The organism is Pseudocitrobacter sp. 2023LY-00077 (assembly GCF_055796175.1).
Genome location: NZ_JBSPEI010000008.1, coordinates 203389 through 220587, shown reverse-complemented (window position 1 = coordinate 220587; position 17199 = coordinate 203389). Strand labels below are relative to the sequence as shown.

The 17199-nt window shown below is 51.2% G+C and carries 14 protein-coding genes; 6 read left to right on the top strand and 8 right to left on the bottom strand.

From position 1 onward, the window contains the following. Positions 1 to 43: 43 nt before the first annotated feature. The 4 genes from ACWWFX_RS12810 to ACWWFX_RS12795 form a co-directional block, all read right to left on the bottom strand. Positions 44 to 1261: a TolC family outer membrane protein gene (locus tag ACWWFX_RS12810; protein WP_473223957.1), complete on the bottom strand. Its 1218-nt coding sequence runs from the start codon at positions 1259 to 1261 to the stop codon at positions 44 to 46. A 335-nt stretch (positions 1262 to 1596) separates the two neighbouring features. Further along, on the bottom strand, positions 1597 to 4038 hold the full coding sequence (dosP, locus tag ACWWFX_RS12805; RefSeq protein ID WP_473223956.1) for an oxygen-sensing cyclic-di-GMP phosphodiesterase DosP: 2442 nt from the start codon (positions 4036 to 4038) through the stop codon (positions 1597 to 1599). Further along, positions 4032 to 5414, bottom strand: coding sequence for a diguanylate cyclase (locus ACWWFX_RS12800; protein WP_276223815.1), 1383 nt, complete (start codon positions 5412 to 5414; stop codon positions 4032 to 4034). The genes dosP and ACWWFX_RS12800 overlap by 7 nt, the downstream gene beginning before the upstream one ends. A 243-nt stretch (positions 5415 to 5657) precedes the next feature. Beyond that, a complete protein-coding gene (locus tag ACWWFX_RS12795; protein ID WP_253899185.1) occupies positions 5658 to 5903 on the bottom strand; it encodes a DUF2545 family protein in 246 nt (81 codons plus the stop codon). A gap of 285 nt (positions 5904 to 6188) precedes the next feature. Here ACWWFX_RS12795 and ACWWFX_RS12790 point away from each other — a divergent pair, with 285 nt between their 5' ends. After that, entirely contained in the window at positions 6189 to 7322 is a 1134-nt protein-coding gene (locus ACWWFX_RS12790) for an alpha/beta hydrolase (protein ID WP_473223955.1), read from the top strand. Positions 7323 to 7355: 33 nt separating this feature from the next. On the opposite strand, the gene ACWWFX_RS12785 is transcribed toward ACWWFX_RS12790, so the two are convergent. From ACWWFX_RS12785 to ACWWFX_RS12775, 3 genes are all read right to left on the bottom strand, one after another. After that, on the bottom strand, positions 7356 to 8321 hold the full coding sequence (locus ACWWFX_RS12785; protein ID WP_456145569.1) for a TauD/TfdA dioxygenase family protein: 966 nt from the start codon (positions 8319 to 8321) through the stop codon (positions 7356 to 7358). 173 nt (positions 8322 to 8494) lie between these two features. Continuing rightward, positions 8495 to 8926, bottom strand: coding sequence for an OsmC family protein (locus ACWWFX_RS12780; RefSeq protein ID WP_015964375.1), 432 nt, complete (start codon positions 8924 to 8926; stop codon positions 8495 to 8497). A 47-nt stretch (positions 8927 to 8973) separates the two neighbouring features. After that, on the bottom strand, positions 8974 to 10020 hold the full coding sequence (locus tag ACWWFX_RS12775; RefSeq protein ID WP_473223954.1) for an NAD(P)-dependent alcohol dehydrogenase: 1047 nt from the start codon (positions 10018 to 10020) through the stop codon (positions 8974 to 8976). A gap of 213 nt (positions 10021 to 10233) precedes the next feature. Between ACWWFX_RS12775 and ACWWFX_RS12770 the strand changes: the two genes are divergently transcribed. The 3 genes from ACWWFX_RS12770 (at position 10234) to adhP (ending at position 15257) form a co-directional block, all read left to right on the top strand. After that, positions 10234 to 11928, top strand: coding sequence for an NAD-dependent malic enzyme (locus ACWWFX_RS12770; protein ID WP_473223953.1), 1695 nt, complete (start codon positions 10234 to 10236; stop codon positions 11926 to 11928). Positions 11929 to 12320: 392 nt separating this feature from the next. After that, positions 12321 to 14033, top strand: coding sequence for an ABC-F family ATP-binding cassette domain-containing protein (locus ACWWFX_RS12765; protein WP_473223952.1), 1713 nt, complete (start codon positions 12321 to 12323; stop codon positions 14031 to 14033). Positions 14034 to 14246: 213 nt separating this feature from the next. Continuing rightward, a complete protein-coding gene (adhP, locus tag ACWWFX_RS12760; protein ID WP_231827227.1) occupies positions 14247 to 15257 on the top strand; it encodes an alcohol dehydrogenase AdhP in 1011 nt (336 codons plus the stop codon). 14 nt (positions 15258 to 15271) lie between these two features. On the opposite strand, the gene araJ is transcribed toward adhP, so the two are convergent. Then, positions 15272 to 16447 carry an MFS transporter AraJ gene (gene araJ, locus ACWWFX_RS12755; RefSeq protein ID WP_276223865.1) on the bottom strand — a complete coding sequence of 392 codons (1176 nt, stop codon included), beginning with the start codon at positions 16445 to 16447 and terminating at the stop codon, positions 15272 to 15274. A gap of 245 nt (positions 16448 to 16692) precedes the next feature. On the opposite strand from araJ, the gene ACWWFX_RS12750 reads away from it, so the two are divergent. Next, a complete protein-coding gene (locus tag ACWWFX_RS12750) occupies positions 16693 to 16860 on the top strand; it encodes a type II toxin-antitoxin system CcdA family antitoxin (protein WP_276223867.1) in 168 nt (55 codons plus the stop codon). Then, positions 16857 to 17180: a CcdB family protein gene (locus ACWWFX_RS12745; RefSeq protein ID WP_276223869.1), complete on the top strand. Its 324-nt coding sequence runs from the start codon at positions 16857 to 16859 to the stop codon at positions 17178 to 17180. The genes ACWWFX_RS12750 and ACWWFX_RS12745 overlap by 4 nt, the downstream gene beginning before the upstream one ends. Positions 17181 to 17199: the final 19 nt, after the last annotated feature.

Sequence of the window (17199 nt, the reverse complement as noted above, 5' to 3'; positions counted from 1 at the left end):
AAAACACACTTTTTTTTCGCTCCAGGAGTGCAACAACTGCCCATTACTTCAGATCGGGCAGATCGTTTTGTAACGCTTCCTTTATGCCTGCAAGCGGAATCAAGTTATTGACGGCCGCCGCATAATTCACAGCGGCGACCCAGCCATCATAGTTGGCATTGATTTCTGCTGATTGCGCCTGGAAAACATCCTGCTCCACGCTTAATAAATCATTCAGACTGCGGTTACCTAATTGATACTCTTTTTTATAGACTTCCCGAGATTGCTGTGCGCTTTGCGACTGTGCATTTCCGGCTTCCTCTCGCCCGCGCGCACCGTTCCAGTTAGCGTACGCCACGGAGGCACGTTGCAGGATATCGAGCTTGGTCTGCTCAACCTGAGAAGCCGCAATGCGTTTTTGCCCCTCTGCCTGTGCGACCTGCGCCGATACGGATCCGCCCTGATATAACGGGGCGTCCACATTTAACTGTAGTTGATCGTTCCAGTAAGAGCGGTCGCTGGTCTCATAGCGCGTTTTGGCGCCCTGGATACTGACCGTCGGCCAGTATTGTGACTTTGTTTTTTCTACCCCATAGGACGCAGACTGACTCAGGTTTTCTGCGCTCAGTACGGCAGGAATCGTTTTGTAATCAATATGACTGAGTTCGACTGGCTGGCTGGCGAGCTCTGCGGGTGGCGGCGCTAGCGCTGCCGGTTGTACGCCAGTTAATACCGACAACTGAGCAAGCGCGCTGTGCAGTTGCGCAAGATATTGTTCGCGGGCGGAACGAATGCTGGCAATGCGCGTGCTGGCCTGAAGTTCATCAGACGAGGAGTTCAGCCCGGCATTGGCACGCAGTTGCGCCATCTTTCTGACGCTTTCAAGAGAGAGGATATTTTGATCGGCAGCCTCGATGAGCGCCTGATAACGATTAACCTCCATATACGTGGCCGCGGTTTTTTCCGCCACGTCGGTCATCGTTTCCATCAGTTTAAAACGTTCACTGTCACGCGCCGCCGTTTGCAGCTTTATATCATTGTTTGTTTTACCAAAATCATAAACCAGCTGAGTGATAGTAATGCCGTATGAAACGGCGTTATCAAGATGGCCACTGGAATCGTATTGCCGCGAGGGGCCCGCGTTACCGCTAAGACCGATCTTAGGATGCCAGGCGCTTTTCGCTTCATCAATTTGCGCCTGACCAATACCGGTTTTTTCTGCCTGCTGGGCTATCTCAGGGCTTTGTCCGAAGGCGTGGAGAATACACTCCTTCAGCGTCATTCTCTCTCTCTTCTGCACCACGGGCGCCTTTGCCCAGCCGGGTAAAGGCGCGGAATACGCCGGGGCCAGAATATTAGCCGTTGCGAGTAAAAAGCACGATATTATTCTTGCAAAGTGCAGTGAAGAGCTCAATTCACCTACTCCTTTAAAGAATTATTCCAGGAAGTTATATTAAGTTCGTGTTTTTATACAATACCAATAAGTTAACCCACACTAAAATAACGGCTAAATTCTTGTGCGAAAATGACTTAGCACCTGAAATAGAGTTTTAGTATAGTAAACATTGAAAAGACAAGGTTCTAAGTTATTTTATTTTTTAACAAAATCGTTCCCTATCACAAATTAGTGATAATGCGTTGATAATCTGACTGATACCAACTCGGAATATCCTCAGGTTTTAACGGTCTGGAAAAATAGTAACCCTGTACCACCGGGCAGCCAATAGCACGTAATAATTGCAGTTGTTCCTGTGTTTCGACACCTTCCGCGACCACTACCATATTAAAACTCTGCCCAATACGAGTGATGACTTCCAACAACGATCGGCTGCGGGTATCGGTTAAACAACCATCGACAAAGCTTTTATCTATTTTTATTTCCGTCACCGGAAGTGTAACCAAACGTGAAAGACCGGAGAAGCCAGTACCAAAATCATCAATCGATAAACCAACCCCTGCTTCTCGCAGCATTTTAATGCGTTTAAGTAGCGCCTCATCAGGGTCCATCATCATACTTTCGGTGATTTCCAGCGTAAGTTCATTACCGACAATAGAAAACTCCGTCATCGCATCGGTAACCTGAGTAAATAACGCGCTGCTGTGAAAATGAAGCGCCGATAAATTAACCGAAAGCGCAGGCACACGAAGCGCCTGTGAACGCCATTGCGCCAGTTGCCGACAGGCTTCGCGAATCACCCAACGGCCAATGTTTTCAATTTCGCCCACCTCTTCCGCTAAAGGAATGAATCGGGAAGGCGGAACGTCGCCATGTTCAGGATCGCGCCAGCGTGCCAGCGCTTCAAAACCGTACAACTCTCCAGTAGCAATATTGATTTGGGGCTGGTAGACCAGCCTGAGATGATTGTCACTTACCGCTCGTTTTAACGCTGCGCCCAGCAGCATGCGTTCGGTCACTGCCCGATTTAATTCGGGGCTAAAGAATTGCCAGCCATTGCCTCCCGAGCGTCGGATGTGATCCATTGCGCTGCTGGCAGTTGAGAGAAGCCAGTCGAGATTTTTACCCGCTTCGTAACTAATGCCAATACTGAGCGTCGGCGAAAAAGTGTGCTGATCGAGGGTGAACGGTTCGTGAACGCTGTTTTCCAGATCCTCAGAAACGCGTGACAAATTGCTGACATCATTTTCATCGTCAATAAGGACAAACTGCGGGCCTTCCGTCTTACACAGATATTGGCCAGGCCGTAGCGTATCACGCAGACGATTTGCCACCGTCAGTAACACCTGGTCCGCCGTTGCATAACCATGGGCATCAATGACATCCTGGAAGTGATCCACCGTCATCAGGAAAATTACCGGCGCAGCCGTATCATCGCCGGTCAGGCGCTGATCGAGATAATCCTGTAACTGACTGCGGTTTGGCAGCCCCGTAAGCGGATCGAACTGAACCAGTTGCGCGATCTGGCGGCGGCTATGCTCTTGTTCTATCGCCACGGCGGCCAGGTGTTGGCTGATATCGGCGACACGATCGATAAAGGCGCGGCTTTCCCGACCCGCCACGGTGCGGATAGACAATGTGCCAGCTTTACTTCTATCACGACGGCGAATAGATACGATCCGTTGAATCGCGCTCTGCCCACCAAAGGTATCCGGCGTGGCCGCCCAAATGCCCTCTTCTTCCAGCGTCAATTCCACATGTGAACCAGGAAAAACCGCCTCAATGCTGCGACATAAAATATCACCCATATCCTGAAACGGCGGATTGCGCGAGATGGCCGTCAATAATGTACGTTCCAGCTCACGTATCTTGCGATCTTCGGTGACATCCACAAAGGTCATCACCAAATTCTGCAACTCACCATTTTCATTAAAGACCGGGTTAATCGTCGCCTTAAACCAGACGGATGTACCAGAACATGCCAGCAGCATGAATTCGTCCTGGTCACGGTGGCTTTTTGCCAACAATCGCTGAATACGCTCACGATGCTCCGGTAATGCATCGGGGAGCCGCAGGACATTATCCGGCCGCAGCCCAACCATATCGTCAATTTTCATGCCAGACATTTCGGTAAAAGCCTGATTCCCTTGTACAATTCTCCGCTGATTATCCAGTACGATCACCGGTTTGGTGATATGGTCAACCGCCAGGAGCAGCAACCGTGTTTGTTCTTTCTGCGCCATTTCCCGGGTAGCATCGCGCACCAGCGCGAGGTAGCAGATTTTGCCAGAAATATCGACGCGCGAGAGTGCAAAACGAGTCCAGATTTTACTGCCATCCTTACGCTCCAGCTGCAGCTCCCGACTCATCCCCACCACTTTTGATTGCGCCCCTTCGCGATGGTGCTGGATGTAATCCGGATGGGCTGCACGAAGCGCATGAGGTATCAATAAAGAAACATTTTGCCCCAATACTTCTTCACGGCGGTATCCCCACAGCTGCTCCGCTGCACGATTGAAAAACATGATGGTATCGTCGGCGTCAATGAGAACCGAGCCCATCATATTTTGTTCAAGCGCTGAAAAAAGAATATCACCCCGGTGGGAATCAAGGGTTTCAGCGATGTTCCACCAGGGCAGATACTGCCGAAAGTGGCTTAGCATGATGCTTTCCACAGCTCAACACAGTTGCGGCCTCTGCGTTTCGCGCCATATAGCGCCTCGTCGGCAAGCTGAATAAGGCGTTCATAATCAGGGTGCCCGCTAAACATCGCCGCGCCAATGGAAAGCGAAAGTGAGATAGTTTCCCCATTGGGTGCAGAGACTTTGATTTTTTCAACGCGTGAACGCACCCGCTCGGCAATCCGCAGCGTGTCCGCCTCGTTGGCTTCCGTAAGAATAATCAGGAATTCATCGCCACCATAGCGGAACACAAAATCGCTGGTACGAACGTGTTCGTAAAAGGCACCAGCGACTTTACGCAGGATTTCGTCGCCCGTGTTATGCCCCCAGGTATCATTGATTTGCTTGAACTTATCAACATCGATCAACAGAACCGACATCGGCGTTCCGGCACGGCCCGCATGGGCAATTTCGCGTTTAAAAATGGTCGGTAAGAAACGTCTGTTCAGCAAGCGTGTCAACACATCCATTCCCACTTCATGGCGCGACACCTCTTCAAAGAGTTCGCGTAACAGGGTGGCGATTTGTGAAAGCGTATTGCGGGTTTGCAGGATAAAGTTAACGCGTTGCTGCCGCGTGTTCATCCCCTGCGGTGAGTGGCGGACAGCGCGGAATGCATCATCAAACTCGATAATCAGCCGTGATATATGGCCTGCTTCTGCAATGCCGCTGAAATAGTGGCGACCTTTATGATTGAACCAAAGTCCAAAATCAGACTGCCCCAACGGCAGACTGTTGCCGGGCCCTGAATCAAGCATCACTTTGTAGATAAGGTCCATTTCCCAACTGAGCAAAGAGGCGATCTGCCGTTCCTTTTCCTCTTCCGCGTTTTCCATCAGCGAAAAGATGCGATAGTTTTCATCCTCTTTCGCCGCGCTGTTTTCACTGAAAATAAAGGCGCGAGACATGACCTCCATAGCAAGATCGATACTGTTTATCGCAAAGTGGTAGATACCTAATTTCAGGTCGGCCGAGTGCTGGCTGGCGCCAATAACCGGAAACAATAATTTCTTCAGGACTCTAAATCCCATCTCGACTAAATCGACAGGAATACCAATGCGGGCATGCACGTCCGCTACGCGTTGCTGGACCTGAATCTGTTGTTCGACTCCTTCGACCTGGCAGGAAAGCACATCGATAATCCACTGCTGTAACGCAGTTTTTAGCTGCCTTTCAACTTGATCATTCGTCAGAAAATCCGCGGCCTGAGAGTCAGAAAGGACAACGCTATAGAATTCCTGACTCAGTACTTTCGCATGTTCTCCGGCAATCTCGGCGGCGAGGAGACGCACCTGCGGGTCGGTATCACCGATGAGTTGCGCCCACTCATCCTTCATTTTTTGCAGATATGTTTCCATGATTTATCGACCTTTTAGTAAAACGGAGCGGTAACCCGACTGTCAGCCCTTATTGAATAATCTTAAGTTAAGCTCAATTTATGACATGTGTTCTTTTTATCTTGATAGCCGCGTATTAATTGAAGATGTTCAAGCCATAAAGAAGCATAAGGTGATAACCCGTATCGAATGGGGGATAAAGCGCTGGAGACGTGACAAAACTGAAAAGAGACACACCCCACATTACTGCGGGATGTGTCGTGGCTATGCGGCTTTTACCGATTTCATCATTATCGTCATTATCAGGCCCGCAGCCGGTGACAACATCATATAGATGCCAGTGACCAGATCATGCCCTTGCGTCAGCCAGTCTGTAAAAACGTATATTCCGTAAGCCATTAGTATCATACAGACGAGAGAGAGTACGCCTGATTTCACGCCCAGGACTGAGCCGTTGTAATAAGAAACAGAACCGATACTCACCAGGATAAACAACAATAAATATTGCATATAGCCTCCTGCCCGTTTTTACCGATACTTGTTACTTGAGGTTGCCTGCCTGGTCTCATTATCACATTGACAACAATCAATTTTTAATCCGTTATCAAAAAGACACCACACAATTAATCAATGCTTACAATGAGAATAGTCACTCCAGTGACATTTTTAATAGCCTTGCCAATTTTATTTTTATTATTAAAGAAATCAGGCTTTTCTGATTAACGTTACCAGTTAGGTTCCCGTTCAGGCCAGTTCCACTACACTGGGGGCATCGTATATAAGGAATGAAAAACCATGCACTACCTGAAATCAAAACGCATCCTGACAACGACGTCCGCGTTATTTTTACTGGCGCTGTCACCAGTCACGGCGTTGGCCGCTGATAACCTTGAAACAACGCGTGTGCTGGCGAAAGAAAATGGCCTTAATGAAGCCGCACAACAATATTTGATTCACTACGCTTCAGTCAGCGGCGTTGACGGCAAAACCTCGCGGCAAGATACCGCCGCTGTCTTTCTCCCCTATGGCAAAACCCCGGAAGGCGGTTGGCCTGTTGTCGTTTGGGCGCACGGTACCGTGGGTGTGGCAAATGACTGTGCGCCTTCACTCAACGTCCGTACCGATCGGGATAAACAGTATCTGAATACCTGGCTTTCGCTCGGTTACGCCGTGGTGGCGCCAGACTATGCAGGTTTAGGCTCTGCTGGCTTGCATCACTATCTTAATGCGCGTGGAGAAGCCTGGAGTATTCTGGATGGCGTACGGGCGGCGATGAAAACGTACCCGCTACGTAATGAGTTAATTCTGGTAGGTCAATCTCAGGGCGCGCACGCTGCGTTTGCGACAGCAGGTTATCAGCCGCAGTATGCGCCAGAACTGAATATCCGCGCGACGGTCCTGACGGGTACCCCTTATTTTGACAAAAACACCACGGCTGCCGATTTTTTGCCACCCGTAAATGGCGCGACGCAGGCCAAGGGTGATCCCAAAATACCGTATATTTTCTATATCTATCTTTCTGCTGCCGACATTAATGGCAAACTTAATGCGACCGACTATTTCCAGGATACCGCTCTGGCGTATCTGGAAAAAGCCCAAAAGCTTTGTATTAACCCGCTTACACAGCAGACGATGGAGGCGAATCTGAACGCCGCCACGACGCTGAAACCTGCGGTAGAATCGCTGTTGAGCAGCAGTATCGGCAGTATGCTTTACCCTACGCTCAAAATTTCCCATCCGGTATTTATCGGCATTGGCAGCAATGACATCAACGTACCAACCGCGATGCAGCTCCGTTTTGCCGACGCGGTGAAACGTGCCGGTACGCAAGCGGAGGTTCATCTCTATGAGGGGCTTGACCATAGCGGAACGGTGAATCCGTCCCTGCGTGATTCCATTCCTTTCATCCTGCATACCACCGCGAAATAAATGCAGGCAGGGAGAGATCCCTGCCCGCTCGTCTTATGACGCAGCCTCTTTCGTGCGCGGATCCGTGTTTGCGGCAACCTGCTGCGGATCGGTTTGCCCGCGCGCAATCGTTCGGCTGCGGGTACCATCGACGCCCACCGCCGTTTCTCCTTCAACCGTAACTCGACGCACCACACGCGGTTGACTGCCGTAATCGTTCACCGCGTAATGTTGCGTGCTGCGGTTATCCCAGATAACCACATCATCCTGCTGCCACTGCCAGCGAACGGTATTATCAAGGCGAATCACCCGATTTTGCAGCAGCTCAAACAGACTGGCGGACTCACGGCTGCTGAATCCTACCAGGCGTTTGAAGAAATGCCCAAGGAGCAGGCACTTTTCGCCGCTAACCGGATGAACATGCACCACGGGATGCTCAGCTTCCCAGACGGATGAAACAAACACATTTTTGTGATGATTCAGGCGGGTTGATTCAACCACCACCCGTTCTGCACCGTAGTCATAATCATTACTGTGCACCGCACGCAGTGAAGCCGCAAACCGCTTAAGCTCATCCGGAAGTTGTTCATAGGCCCGCGCCGTATTCGCCCACACGGTATCGCCACCATACGCAGGGATCGTCACGCCGCGCAAAATAGAAATTTTTGGAAAAGCATCAACGAAGGTGACATCCGTGTGCCAGGAGTCTGCCCGTCCTCCGCCTTTAGAGGCATCCAGTTCAAACAGCTGAGTGCCGGTCGGTGCTGGCACGGTGGGATGTGCCACAATGCGACCAAAACGCGCACCAAATGCCTGATGAGCGTCATCGGTAAGATGCGGCTGTTGACGGAAAAACAGCACCTTATATTTCACCAGTGCGGCGTTCAGCTGTTCAAACGTTGCGTCATCAAGATCGGCTGAGAGTGCAATATCACGCACTTCTGCACCAATGTGTCCGGCTACGCGTCGCAGGTTGAGTAAAGGAAATTCACTGTCGGTAAGAGGATATTCTGTCGCCATCGGTTTTTCCTTAAGAGTCAGCAGGAATTTCACTCTAAAGGGAATAAAGCCCATGACAAATGCCTTCTCAGGCTAACGATATGAAGGCAAGGTGAATAAGTTAAGATAATTATTGCAATTAACGTGACATTGTCACAACAAGGTGTGGGCAGCGTGACGCTGCCCTGTGAAGGTTAGTTATCCAATTGATAATCTAGTGTAATTTCTGCTTTTAACACCTGGGAAACCGGACAGCCTGCTTTTGCTTTCTGAATGATTTCATCGAATTTCGCACTATCGATACCCGGCAAAACAATCTTACTTTGCAGCGCCACTTTGGTGATAGCGAAACCGCCATCGACTTTGTCCAGCGACACATCGGCAACGGTATCAATCGAGGTCGGGGCATGTCCGGCCTCAGTCAGCATCAAGGAAAGCGCCATAGAGAAGCAGGCCGAATGCGCAGCGGCAATCAGTTCTTCCGGGTTAGTCCCCTTCGCACCTTCAAAACGCGTATTGAAACCGTAGGGTTGTTGGTCGAGTACGCCGCTCTCCGTCGAGACGGTGCCTTTCCCACGTTTAAGATCGCCTTCCCAGTGCGCCTGACCTTTCTTATGAATCGTCATATATCACTCCTTTTTGCTTGCAGAACTTCTAAGTGTAGTACATCTTTTCAAAGCGTTAGCGACGCCATATCGATAACAAAGCGGTATTTCACATCGCTTTTGAGCATGCGCTCGAACGCTTCATTGATCGTATCTATTGTGATCACTTCAACATCGGCGGTAATACCGTGCTGAGCACAAAAATCGAGCATCTCCTGCGTTTCGGCGATACCGCCAATACAGGAACCTGCTACTGAGCGGCGCCCCAGAATCAGCGGAACCGTATAGAAATCAGCAATATTGCCCAACAGGCCGACGAAGACCAGGGTGCCATCCAGCGTTAAGGTGGGAACGTAGGCATTAATATCATGGGCATAGGGAACCGTATCGATGATCAGATCGAACTGGTTTTGTACCTCTTTCATTTGCGCATCATCCGTGGAGAGCACCACATGATGTGCGCCCAGCCGCCGTGCATCCGCCTCTTTTCCGGAGGAACGGGTAAAGAGCGTAACTTCTGCCCCCAGCGCATTGGCTAACTTCAGCGCCATATGTCCCAGACCGCCCAGACCGATGACGGCAACTTTGCTGTTCTCATTGATGTTCCAGCGACGTAGCGGCGACCAGGTGGTTATCCCGGCGCATAACAGCGGCGCAGCGCCTTTCAGGTCAATGTTTTCCGGCAGATGAAGGACAAAATCTTCACTGGCAACAATCGTTTGTGAGTAACCGCCCAGGGTTAACGAACCATCGTGGCGGTCTATGCCATTGTAGGTCTGAATATTGCCTTCTTCGCAATACTGCTCCAGGCCCTGCTGGCAGGGATGGCAAACGCGGCAGGAATCGACCATACAGCCAATCGCCGCCAGCTCACCCGGTTTAAATTTTGTGACGTTGTCACCGATAGCCACTACCCGGCCAACAATTTCGTGTCCGGGGACAATCGGATAACGGCTAAACCCCCAGTCATCCCGTGCCTGATGGAGGTCAGAGTGGCAGACGCCACAGTAAAGTATGTCGATCACCACATCGTCGGGCCTGGGTTCGCGGCGGTCAAAGGTAAAGGGCGCGAGCGGCGCGGCGGGATTCTGAGCGGCATAACCTAATACTTTCATCGTCTTACCTCACAATGAGTGATCAACGTCACAGACACGTTTCAGCTTAGTTGAATCTCAGCAGAACGCGACACTCACCGCACGAAGCGTCAACCCGCCCTCAACTTCCCGGCAATTTTGCCCCACGATAGTTAACAGTTGCTTTATAATCCCCGGCACTGCAGTTTCTGCCAGACTTCCCATGGCCTGGCGTGATGACGATGGAGTAATACGATGTCACAAGGTAAAACGAACCGTTCTCTGTATATCCCGTATGCCGGCCCGGTGCTGTTGGAATTTCCGTTGCTGAATAAAGGCAGTGCCTTCAGCAAGGAAGAACGCAGCAATTTCAACCTGCTCGGCCTGCTGCCTGAAGTGGTTGAAACGATTGAAGAGCAGGCAGAGCGCGCCTGGATCCAGTATCAGGGGTTCAAAACGGAGATCGATAAACACATCTACCTGCGCAACATTCAGGACACCAATGAAACGCTCTTCTACCGTTTGGTAGAAAACCATCTCGATGAAATGATGCCGGTCATCTATACCCCGACTGTCGGCGCGGCCTGCGAGCGTTTCTCAGAGATCTATCGTCGCTCACGCGGGGTGTTTATCTCCTATCAGAATCGTCACAACATGGATGACATTCTGCAAAACGTCCCTAACCACAATATCAAAGTGATTGTTGTCACCGACGGCGAGCGCATTCTCGGCCTTGGCGACCAGGGTATCGGCGGCATGGGCATTCCAATTGGTAAGCTGTCGCTCTATACCGCCTGTGGCGGTATTAGTCCGGCATATACCCTGCCGGTGGTGCTGGATGTCGGTACCAACAACCAACAATTGTTGAACGATCCTCTGTACATGGGTTGGCGTAATCCGCGTATTACCGATGATGACTATTATCAGTTTGTTGATGATTTCATTCAGGCCGTGAAACAGCGCTGGCCAAACGTGTTGCTGCAATTTGAAGATTTTGCGCAGAAAAATGCCATGCCGCTGCTCAACCGCTATCGCGATGAAATTTGCTCCTTTAACGACGATATTCAGGGCACCGCCGCCGTTACCGTCGGCACGCTGATTGCCGCCAGCCGCGCAGCGGGAAGCCAGCTTAGCGATCAGAAAATTGTCTTCCTGGGCGCCGGTTCCGCCGGTTGCGGTATCGCCGAACAAATCATTGCGCAACTTCAGCGTGAAGGCCTCAGCGAAGAACAGGCGCGAGCGCGCGTGTTCATGGTTGACCGTTTTGGCTTACTGACCGATCAGATGCCAAATCTGCTCTCCTTCCAGACCAAACTGGTACAAAAGCGCAGCAGCCTGCAAACCTGGGATACGAATAACGAAGTGCTGTCATTGCTTGACGTGGTCCGTAATGTGAAACCGGATATTCTGATTGGCGTTTCCGGGCAAACGGGGCTGTTTACGGAAGAGATTATCCGTGAGATGCACAAACACTGCCCGCGCCCGATTGTCATGCCGCTCTCGAACCCGACCTCACGCGTAGAGGCGACCCCGCAGGATATTATCGCCTGGACTGAAGGCAATGCGCTGGTTGCCACCGGCAGCCCGTTCAGCCCGGTAGTATGGAAAGATAAGGTTTACCCGATTGCCCAGTGCAATAACTCCTATATCTTCCCCGGCATTGGGCTTGGCGTTATTGCATCCGGCGCAACACGTATTACCGATGAAATGCTGATGTCAGCCAGTGAAACGCTGGCGAAGCACTCCCCGCTGGCCAATACCGGCGAAGGTCTGGTGCTACCAGAATTGAAAGACATTCATCAGGTATCACGGGATATCGCTTTTGCGGTCGGGAAAATGGCTCAGCAACAGGGAGTCGCGGTGAAAACCTCTGCCGACGCGCTCCAGCAGGCCATCAACGAAAACTTCTGGCTGCCGGAATATCGCAGCTACCGCCGGACATCGATCTAATCCTTCTGGTGGGCTTCGGCCCACCTTTCCTGATAAGCGTTGAATGTGCACCGACGTTAATGGTCGGTTATTGAAAGCAACATAGTGTATGTTGTAACTAATGGTTCTTTTTTCAACCTGCTTGATGGCAAATCGTAATAATCCCCGCTACACTGCCTTCACCCATTCATACTGATAATAAAAAAGGAGGCTAATTATGCTGTACTGTGAAATTTTTAATGTTTCACATACACTTGGTGATCGCACCAGCTCAAGCATTACCGATATCGTGCTGCGATAACGGAGGCTTGAGCGAAGACTCTCACCGCAATCCCTTCCCTCGGGCTTACCAGGTTATCGTCAGCGATGTTTGACGAGGCGTTATTACGCCTGTAATTCTTGGGTAAGCAACAATGAGTACATTACTCACTGCACAATCATTACGTGTTGATACGGCGTTTGCTACGCTTTTCGACGGCCTTTCCTTTACCCTGAAACAGGGTGACCGTATTGGGCTACTTGGCGATAACGGCAGTGGCAAAAGTACGCTACTGAAAGTTCTGGATGGCACACTACAACCCGCCTCCGGCAATGTGGCCATCGCCAATCGCTGCCTGATGGCTCGCGTTGAGCAACATCTTCCCGAAGCGGTTTATACCCTATCACTGCTGGAAGCCGTACTTGCCGGGCTCCCCGCCCACGCCCGTGATGCTGAACGCTGGCGCGGCGAAAGCTTGCTGGCGGAGATGGGCTTTAGTGCGCAGGAAACAACACTCACCAGCGCTACGCTGAGCGGCGGACAACACACACGTTTGATGCTGGCGCGCGCGTTAATCCATCAACCCGATTTACTACTGCTGGATGAACCCAGTAACCATCTTGATCTGTCCACGCTGCTGTGGCTCGAACAATTTCTGTTGCGCTGGGCCGGGAGTTTTATCCTTGTCTCGCATGACCGACAGTTGCTCGATACCGTCACCAATGGCAGCTGGATTTTGCGCGATAAAACGCTGCACTGCTTCGCCCTTCCCTGTAGTCAAGCCCGGCTTGCCCTGGCGGCTAAAGATGAAAGCGATTTTCTGCGGCGTAAAGCGGAACAAAAAGAGATAGAACGGGTAACAGCAAGCGCTAAACGGCTGGCGACATGGGGCCGGGTCTACGATAACGAGGGACTGGCGCAAAAAGCCAAACAGATGGAAAAACAGGTTGCCCGGCTTCGCGAAAACCAGACGACAGTGACAGACGGCAACCCCTGGACATTAACGCTGCGGGGCGATGCGCTTGCGGCAAATCGACTGCTGGACGTTGAGAATCTGTCGATTTCTCCCGACGTCGGATTGCCGCCGCTGTTCCACATTCAGGCCGCGAGACTGAAAAGCGGTGACAGAGTTGCTCTCGTCGGCCATAACGGTTGTGGCAAATCCTCCCTGTTACGGACCCTTTGGCAACACGTATTATCTGGCAGCAGCAACGATGCGCTAAAACTGCATCCGCGCGTGACCGTCGGCTATTACGACCAGACTCTGCATCAGTTGCCCGATAATGCCACGCTGTTTGACGCACTTGATGCCTTTGCGCCAGATCCGGAAACACGCAAAAAAGCGTTATTACAGGCGGGTTTTCCGTGGCTGCGTCATGGGCAACGGGTGCACACGCTCAGCGGCGGCGAGCGTGCAAGGCTACTGTTTGTCGGGCTCACCCTTGCCCGCTACCACCTGTTAATGCTCGATGAGCCCACGAACCATCTGGATATCGAGGGGAAAATCGCGCTGGCAGAAACGCTACAGCAATTTGAGGGCGGAGTATTATTGGTCAGTCATGACAGACAACTGATTACCGCCAGCTGCAATCGTTTCTGGCTGGTTGAAAACGGCTACCTCAGCGAATGGCATGATGCTGATGAGATGTTTACACGTATCAGGGAAAAGCACGGTTCAGTGAGTGCCCTAAGCCCTCAGGCTGACACACCGCAACCTCAGCCAGACGATGCTGACGCGCTGCTGGAACGGCTCATTGCGCTGGAATCGTGGTTAGCCGCCGATCTCGCCCGTAAAGCCAAACATCAGAAGCCACAGCTGCAACAGGCCTGGCGCCAGGAAATTGCGGTAATTCAATCTAAACTGTAAGCACGCGCCTGGCAGCCCCCCTGCCAGGCTATTCTCACCGGGTCAAATACTCATTAAGCGTATTAAAGGAATATTTTGGTCTGGATAGGTAATTCTTAATAAGAATTATTACATTACGTGTCTGAGCTATTGCATCTGAAGCAGAAAAACATTAATCCTTATGGAGTAATCACATGATTGCTCTGCAGAAATTCATCATAAAAGGAGAAATACATGAAGGCTGCTGTCGTCACAAAAGATCATCAGGTTGATGTCACCGAACGTACCCTGCGCCCGCTGAAACATGGTGAAGCGCTTCTGAAGATGGAATGCTGCGGCGTTTGCCACACCGATCTCCACGTTAAAAATGGCGATTTTGGCGACAAAACCGGCGTGATTCTGGGCCACGAAGGTATCGGGATTGTGAAAGAAGTCGGCCCGGGTGTGACCTCGCTGAAACCCGGCGACCGCGCAAGCGTCGCATGGTTCTTCCAGGGATGTGGGCACTGTGAATACTGTAACAGCGGTAATGAAACCCTGTGTCGCGAAGTGATTAACGCCGGTTACACCGCAGATGGCGGTATGGCGGAAGAGTGCATCGTCACCGCCGACTACTCCGTTAAAGTACCTGACGGTCTGGAATCCGCAGCGGCCAGCAGCATCACCTGTGCGGGCGTAACCACCTATAAAGCCGTAAAAATTTCCGGCATCAAACCGGGCCAGTGGATCGCTATCTACGGCCTGGGCGGCCTGGGCAACCTGGCGCTGCAATATGCCAAAAACGTCTTTAACGCCAAAGTTATCGCGCTTGACGTCAATGATGAACAGCTGAAACTGGCTGAAAGCATGGGCGCAGACTTAATCATCAACTCCCGTAGCCCGGATGCCGCAAAACTGGTGCAGGAAAAAACCGGTGGCGCACATGCGGCAGTGGTTACCGCTGTCGCCAAAGCGGCTTTCAACTCCGCGGTTGATGCCGTTCGTGCCGGTGGCCGCGTGGTGGCTGTTGGCCTGCCGCCGGAAGCGATGAGCCTGGATATCCCGCGCCTGGTGCTGGACGGTATTCAGGTTGTGGGATCGCTGGTCGGTACACGTCAGGATCTGACTGAAGCCTTCCAGTTTGCAGCCGAAGGGAAAGTGGTTCCTAAAGTCGCCTCTCGCCCGCTGGAAGATATCAACGCTATCTTCAAAGAGATGGAACAAGGCCAAATCCGTGGCCGTATGGTGATTGATTTCCGTAAGTAAGCTGGATGCTCCCTCTATGCAGAGGGAGCAATAACGCGCTCGTGACGACGATTCTTCACATAGCCATACGCCAGCAGCGCCGACATCGCTGAGAACGAAAGCAACGCCGCCGGTAAGGCCACATAGTTGTAGGCAAAACCCAACGTCAGCATCATGCCACCGCAATAAGCCCCCACGGCGCTACCGAGGTTAAAGGCCATTTGCCCACCAGCGGCACCCAGCATCTCCCCGCCTTTCGCATTTTGCAGCAACAGGATCTGCAACGGCGCAGAAAGCGCAAACAACCCCGCACAGCAAATGAACGCCAGCCCCAACGCCGCGCCTTTAACATCAGCGAACAGAAACAGCATCACTAACGAAAGCACAATAATTCCATCGGTGGTGGCAGCAATACGCAGAGGACTAAAGCGTGCGGATAATTTCCCGCTGATGATATTTCCCAATACCATCCCAAGCCCCACAAACATCATGATGAAGGTCATAAAGGTTTCTGTGAAGCCGGTAACATACAGCATGTAGGGTTTGATATAACTAAACCAGGCAAAGACGCCCGCGTTGCCAAACAGGGTAGCCAGAAAGATTAACCATGGCTCTGGCGCTTTCAGGAAACGGAACTGCTCGCTGAGGCGCGCGTCGGATTTATCAAACAGATCGGGCACCCAAAAGATAATCGATGCGATAACGATGACATCAAACGCGGCAATCAGCAAAAACGTGTAGCGCCAGCTAAAGGCGTGACCGAGCCAGGTGCCAATCGGAATACCCAATAAATTCGCAACCGTCATACCGGATACCATTCCGGCTACCGCCATTGTGACCTTACCCGGCGGCGCGATTTTAGACAAAATGATTGCCCCAACGCCAAAAAAGGCGCCATGCGGAAAACCGGAGACCAGCCTGCCGATGGCCAGCATGGCGTAGGAAGACGAAAAGGTGAAAATCGCGTTGCCCAGCACGCACAGCGCGGCCAGGAATAGCAAAATATGCTTGAGAGAAAAGCGACTGGAGAACAGCGCAATAATCGGCGCGCCAATCACCACGCCAAAGGCATAGAACGAGATCATGTGCCCGGCGGAAGGAATCGAGATCTGCGTATCACGCGCCAGATCCGTCAGCACGCCCATAATGCCGAACTCCGCCATTCCCAGGCCAAAAGTACCAAGCGCTAACGAAAAAACCGTCTTTTTCATACCACAACCACTTGTTAATTATTTGCGGCAGACATTATTGAACATTCATCCGGCGCAAACCAGCGCAAAATCCCCGCTGACGCGATTGTCCATATATTCAGTTTTTGAATTAATATACCGGTGTAAATGTAACACGTTGCTATATTGTGGAAGCCGCGACGCAAATTAATAAACTCACGGTGAAAGGCACTTGCCTTTTAAATGGGGGGAACGATAATCAGCGCATTAACGATAAGGAGAACGAAATGAAAAACCCCACTACCAACAAAACACAACAACGCGAGGACTACCCTCACCACGACAAGGCTGATGAGAAGCGGCAGCACGATAAAGAGTTCATGCAAGCCATGAATCAACTAATCGAAAAACATGGAATTTTTGCCTGTGACGAAATATTTACGGAGTTACAATGACAGAACAATTCGATGTATATCGTAATCCCATTAGGGAAACCAATAATATGTGGCCTTATTACATTATTGTCCAAAATGATTGTTATAATGATCTTTCCCGAAGAGTCATTATGCCTATGATGAATAATAAATTAGTTCCTCTCTGGCAGCAGGCCATCGCGCCCAAAGTGAATATCGATTTTGAAACCTACCAGCTTTTCGCACCGCTGCTGACTAATATTGATGTCAGAAAAATCGCCCCTGCAGACTACATCTGCAACCTGCGCACCGCCCGGAACGACGTTATCCACGCCATCGACTCGCTCATCACCAACACCTGAATGCAAAAATCCCCCGCAC

What these genes read in the sequence shown, in the direction of transcription:
- ACWWFX_RS12810 (WP_473223957.1), bottom strand. Translation starts at nt 1,261, where the DNA reads ATGACGCTGAAGGAGTGTATTCTCCACGCCTTCGGACAAAGCCCTGAG.
- dosP (WP_473223956.1), bottom strand. Translation starts at nt 4,038, where the DNA reads ATGCTAAGCCACTTTCGGCAGTATCTGCCCTGGTGGAACATCGCTGAA.
- ACWWFX_RS12800 (WP_276223815.1), bottom strand. Translation starts at nt 5,414, where the DNA reads ATGGAAACATATCTGCAAAAAATGAAGGATGAGTGGGCGCAACTCATC.
- ACWWFX_RS12795 (WP_253899185.1), bottom strand. Translation starts at nt 5,903, where the DNA reads ATGCAATATTTATTGTTGTTTATCCTGGTGAGTATCGGTTCTGTTTCT.
- ACWWFX_RS12790 (WP_473223955.1), top strand. Translation starts at nt 6,189, where the DNA reads ATGCACTACCTGAAATCAAAACGCATCCTGACAACGACGTCCGCGTTA.
- ACWWFX_RS12785 (WP_456145569.1), bottom strand. Translation starts at nt 8,321, where the DNA reads ATGGCGACAGAATATCCTCTTACCGACAGTGAATTTCCTTTACTCAAC.
- ACWWFX_RS12780 (WP_015964375.1), bottom strand. Translation starts at nt 8,926, where the DNA reads ATGACGATTCATAAGAAAGGTCAGGCGCACTGGGAAGGCGATCTTAAA.
- ACWWFX_RS12775 (WP_473223954.1), bottom strand. Translation starts at nt 10,020, where the DNA reads ATGAAAGTATTAGGTTATGCCGCTCAGAATCCCGCCGCGCCGCTCGCG.
- ACWWFX_RS12770 (WP_473223953.1), top strand. Translation starts at nt 10,234, where the DNA reads ATGTCACAAGGTAAAACGAACCGTTCTCTGTATATCCCGTATGCCGGC.
- ACWWFX_RS12765 (WP_473223952.1), top strand. Translation starts at nt 12,321, where the DNA reads ATGAGTACATTACTCACTGCACAATCATTACGTGTTGATACGGCGTTT.
- adhP (WP_231827227.1), top strand. Translation starts at nt 14,247, where the DNA reads ATGAAGGCTGCTGTCGTCACAAAAGATCATCAGGTTGATGTCACCGAA.
- araJ (WP_276223865.1), bottom strand. Translation starts at nt 16,447, where the DNA reads ATGAAAAAGACGGTTTTTTCGTTAGCGCTTGGTACTTTTGGCCTGGGA.
- ACWWFX_RS12750 (WP_276223867.1), top strand. Translation starts at nt 16,693, where the DNA reads ATGAAAAACCCCACTACCAACAAAACACAACAACGCGAGGACTACCCT.
- ACWWFX_RS12745 (WP_276223869.1), top strand. Translation starts at nt 16,857, where the DNA reads ATGACAGAACAATTCGATGTATATCGTAATCCCATTAGGGAAACCAAT.